This is a genomic window from Streptococcus parasanguinis (assembly GCF_001578955.1).
Lineage (GTDB): Bacteria > Bacillota > Bacilli > Lactobacillales > Streptococcaceae > Streptococcus > Streptococcus parasanguinis_U.
The window spans coordinates 20,578-23,795 of record NZ_KQ969695.1; the positions used below are offsets into that span (position 1 = coordinate 20,578).

Annotated in this window: 3 protein-coding genes and 1 pseudogene; all 4 read right to left on the minus strand. The window is 33.1% G+C overall.

Translation table 11 applies throughout. The features are described 5' to 3' along the window. Window positions 1-528 precede the first annotated feature (528 nt). Window positions 529-810: pseudogene (locus SPADD19_RS11870) on the minus strand (tyrosine-type recombinase/integrase); the annotation flags it as partial. A gap of 62 nt (window positions 811-872) precedes the next feature. Next, a complete protein-coding gene (gene pezT, locus SPADD19_RS10700) occupies window positions 873-1,640 on the minus strand; it encodes a type II toxin-antitoxin system toxin PezT (RefSeq protein ID WP_061455973.1) in 768 nt (255 codons plus the stop codon). Beyond that, complete coding sequence (gene pezA / locus SPADD19_RS10705) at window positions 1,640-2,116, minus strand: type II toxin-antitoxin system antitoxin PezA (RefSeq protein WP_061455974.1); 477 nt, start codon at window positions 2,114-2,116, stop codon at window positions 1,640-1,642. The genes pezT and pezA overlap by 1 nt, the downstream gene beginning before the upstream one ends. Window positions 2,117-2,244: 128 nt before the next feature. Next, window positions 2,245-3,218: ATP-binding cassette domain-containing protein (locus tag SPADD19_RS13015; protein WP_241496587.1), on the minus strand; the 974-nt coding region annotated here is incomplete at its 5' end.

A 3,218-nucleotide genomic window follows, 5' to 3' on the forward strand; every position in this document is an offset into this window, starting at 1 on the left:
AAAGAATTAGATACTGTTTAGTTAATCTTGACATTATAGTTTTTCTGAAACGTTAAATAACCTGTAAGGCTGATAGTGAAATTAATACTATCAGCCTTATAATTTTTCCATGGTATCTTAAATAACTATACTGATTTTGTTTCCCGTTCTAATTTGGTAACATTTTGATTTCTTGTGTTATCAAGTATATGGTAGAAAAAGAGTTCTACACTTTCAGTAGAACCCTTCTTATTAGCAGTATTTTGATTACCTAGTTTTTTCTATTTTTCCTAAATTAAAATAAGAAATTATTGATAAAGTTCTCCTGGAAGATTGTTCATAAAAAAGTGTATCTTTGGCTAGAGAAAATCACAAAATCTAAATAAAACAGAAGACACAAAATATTTATAATATGTAAAAGGTAGTTCAAAAATATAGAACTACCTTTTGTTGATAATAATGAAATTAGATACTTGTTCTTTTGAAATTAGTAGAGTAAAAATTTCTAGAGGGGAATCATCAAACTGCTTTGATTTAGCTATGGTTATTTTACTTTTGTGGCCGAGAACAAATGGAAGATATGGGATTACACAGAGTGAGTATTTCTTTTTGTTTTGATTGAGACACATGAGTATAGATCTGAGTTACAGAAATAGAGCTATGTCCAAGTATATGCTGTATATAACGAATATCTACATTTTTATCCAGTAGCATTGTAGCAAAGCTGTGTCTAAACATATGTGGCGTGATAGTTATAGATAAGTTGTTTTTCTTAACCATCTTCTTTAAAATTAGACGTACGCTTTGTTCTGACAGTGCTTTAAGAGGATGAGTTCAAGTAAATGTTGCACTTATTCTTGCAATTTATCATGTACTCATAAATTAGCCCTTCGTCACTTATCAATTCCTCCCAGTTCTCTCAACCGTTCCTGTCCCAACTTCAACATCTCTTTTTCCACCTTATTCCATTTTCCAAATAGGCATTCGTGTAGGACTACTGCTGCTGATGTTTCGTCTACTTGCGAATCATAAACACACGATTGATCTCTTCGGTAAATTTGAACTTGATTAAAAATCTTGTCATTTTCTAACTCTCGTAAGTTATCAACTAAATGTTCTACAATTCCATCATGGTGCTCTTTGGGAGTCGCTCTCGCTTGACTTGGGTCTATTGCATGGAGCTCCTCATAACGTATCAAGGTGCTGAGATAGGACAATTCTGGCTTAGTCGCAATCAGTGCAAGTGAGACTTGGTAACCTCTAGTTGCCAATAATTGGGCCGTTTTTCGAGGAACTTCTGTCGTTCTCAATGTGCCCTCGATTAACAAATGATAGCCTAGTTTACTCAATTCATCTACGAGATATTCAACCATTCGACCCGCAAATACTTTAGTATAATCCACACTATCTTTGCCATACTTCTCCTGTAGGTCAAGGTAGTTCGGATGAAAAGAGCGATAACTATCTCCATCAATGATAATGATATTGCCTTGAAATTCCCTTTGTTTCACACGATGAATCGTTGTCTTACCAGCACCACTCTGTCCACCGAGCAAAATAGCTTTAGGCTGAGATGAGGTTGTTTTCCCACGAGTTAAAGAACGAACGAGTCGTTTGGATGCTCGTTCAAAATCATCTTGACTAAATTCTTCTAGTTTCATTAAGCCACCACCAGATGAGTAGCTTGTTCTAGCATACGTTCAATTCCATCCAAATAGCCATTATATCGCTCCACATCCTCAAAAGTTGCAACAAGATAAATCTTCGTGTTAATCAAATCAGAAAGATCATCGCTTATTAGAAGCCAAGGATTATTAGCATCATCAAATGCAATTTCTAGTTCATCTTGTAAACGATAAAGTTGCGCTAAGATATTCGCCCCTCGTTCTTTAATCACTTCAATTTTCAGAGTTAACTGATAATCTTCTACTGGCGTGAGCATCTTTTCCTCTCCTACAATATCGATATAAGAAACATTAAATTTCTGACAAATACGATCTATTAATTCTGTTGAAACTGAACTTGTTCCATTTTCATAACGACTTAGGCTATTTCGAGAGATACCAACAATCTTTGCGAACTCAGGCTGAGTTAGGTTATGTGCCTTGCGTAACGTTTTAATATTTTCTCCAATCATGAGGGTCCTCCTTTTATTTATTTCTATTATAGCATTAATAATTTAAAAACGCACCATTATTGGTGCGCTTTTAAATCTGGTAGATGAATCTTTCTTCAATCTAACCTACTGATCTCAGTATGTTAAAACTAATCCAAATATATAATTTTATCAAAAAGAGATCTTATATTTTCATCTAGATGATGGCTTACAAAAATAACAGTTTTTTCTGTCATTGAGAATAGATGTTTCTCAATTTGATACCGTCTTTCTTTATCAATCGCATCAGTTGCCTCATCAATAATCAAAATTGGTTTTTCTTCAAGGTAAGCTCTAGCTAAACTAATTCGTTGCTTCTGTCCACTAGAAATATCTTGGCTAATTTCCGATAAAGTAGTTTCCAATCCATGACTCAATCCATTAATCCAGTCTCTTAAATAAAATATTTCCAATGCTTTTTCGATTTTTGAATCTTCTATTTCACGGCCTAATGTCAAATTAAATAAAATGGATTCGTTAAAAATATGATCTTCCAAACTAACATAAGAAATATTTTCATGAAGATCCTTGAAATTCATATTTTTTGAATCGATATTATCATAGAAGATGTGGCCTTTCGAAATTGGGATTTCACCATTAATAGCCTTTAATATAGTTGATTTTCCTGAACCAGATGACCCTGATATTGCATACTTCTTATTTTTTTCAATTTTAACATTTAAATTATCTAAGACAATCTTACCATCACGTTCAATAGTTACCGATTGAAATTCTACTTTATCTATAAATTTCTTCCAAGTTTGTTTATTAACATTACTTTCATGAATACTTTGGTCACCTTCCAATTCAAATTTTTCAAATATTTTGTTTACAGTTTTAAACTCAGCGTAATTTGCTGTTAAGCCTGTTAAGCCAGCAAAGATAATTGATGAAAAATATTGAGAAGAAGATACAGCCCCAATCGGAATTAATCGGTTAAAATATAAGACCCCTGCGTGAGTCAACATGGCAATTTGACTCACAAAACTAGTCCCATTTTGAACAGACATAAGCCCACCAAAGGTTTTTGAATATGAAACTCTGGACTTCGAATATTTTTTTGAATAAGATAAGATTTTTACCA